Annotated in this window: 2 protein-coding genes; both read left to right on the plus strand. The window is 58.6% G+C overall.

The genetic code is table 11. The features are described from left to right. The coding region (locus tag EK22_RS21820) for a phosphopantetheine-binding protein (protein ID WP_036254491.1) at positions 1 to 277 on the plus strand (277 nt) is incomplete at its 5' end. Beyond that, positions 274 to 1217: condensation domain-containing protein (locus tag EK22_RS21825; protein WP_036254493.1), on the plus strand; the 944-nt coding region annotated here is incomplete at its 3' end. The genes EK22_RS21820 and EK22_RS21825, both read left to right, overlap by 4 nt.

The raw sequence follows: 1217 nt of genomic DNA on the forward strand, positions 1-1217 counted from the left end.
TGCCGGCGCCCTGCAAACGCGGCAGTATGAAGCGCCGCAAGGCGAGACCGAACAGGCTCTGGCGGATATCTGGGCCGAACTGCTCAAGATCGACCAGGTCGGCCGGCACGATAATTTCTTTGAACTGGGGGGACATTCCTTGTTAGCGATATCACTGATTGAAAAGATGGGACAGAAGGGATTAACCGCGGACGTGAGAGTGGTATTTACCGCTCCAACGCTGGCCAAACTGGCCGAAGCCGTGGAAGAAGAACAAATTATGGAGATCAGAATATGAAAATTGACGCGCTATTACAGCAACTCAGCGAGAGAAACCTCTCACTCGCTATCGAAAATGACGAGTTGGTCATTCTTGGAAAAAAACAGGCATTAGCCCCCTCATTACTTGCCGAGTTGCGTGATACCAAGCCCGCTTTGATTGAGTTTCTAAAGTTAAACGGTCCCATCGCCGCCAACAAGCCTGTTGCTGGTTCCCTGGACAGTTCTCAATTATTGAATCTGGCGCCTGAGTATGTAGACCAAATCACGGCCGCGGTGCCGGGCGGGGCGGCCAACGTGCAGGACATCTATCCGCTGGCGCCGCTGCAGGAAGGCATTCTGTTCCACCATCTGATGGAGTCCAAAGGCGATGCCTACCTGCTGCCGTACCTGATGGCGTTCGACACGCGCGAACGCCTCGACAGTTTCCTGAGCGCCCTGCAGGCGGTAGTCGACCGTCACGATATCCTGCGCACGGCCATGGCCTGGGAAGGCCTGCCGGAACCGGTACAGGTGGTCTGGCGCTCCGCGAAACTGGCGATCGAGGAGGTCGTCATCGACCCTGAAGCCGGCGAGGCGGCCGAACAGCTGCAGGAACGTTACCATCCGAGACATTATCGCGTCGACGTGCGCCAGGCGCCGCTGATCAACGGCTACACCGCCTATGACCCCAGGGAAAAGCGCTGGTTGCTGTTGCTGTTGACACACCATCTGGCGATCGATCACACCACGATCGACATCCTGCTGGAGGAGATCCTGATGCACCAGTTGGGCCGGGCGGAGCAACTGCCGGCGCCGCTGCCGTTCCGCAACTTTGTCGCGCAGGCCCGGCTGGGGATGAAGCCGGAAGAACACGAAGCCTTTTTCCGCGACATGCTGGCCGATGTCGACGAGCCGACGGCGCCGTTCGGCCTGCTCGACGTCCTGGGCGACGGCAGCCGGATTCAGGAAGCCAGACT

Source organism: Methylobacter sp. BBA5.1 (genome assembly GCF_000746145.1).
GTDB lineage: Bacteria > Pseudomonadota > Gammaproteobacteria > Methylococcales > Methylomonadaceae > Methylobacter > Methylobacter marinus.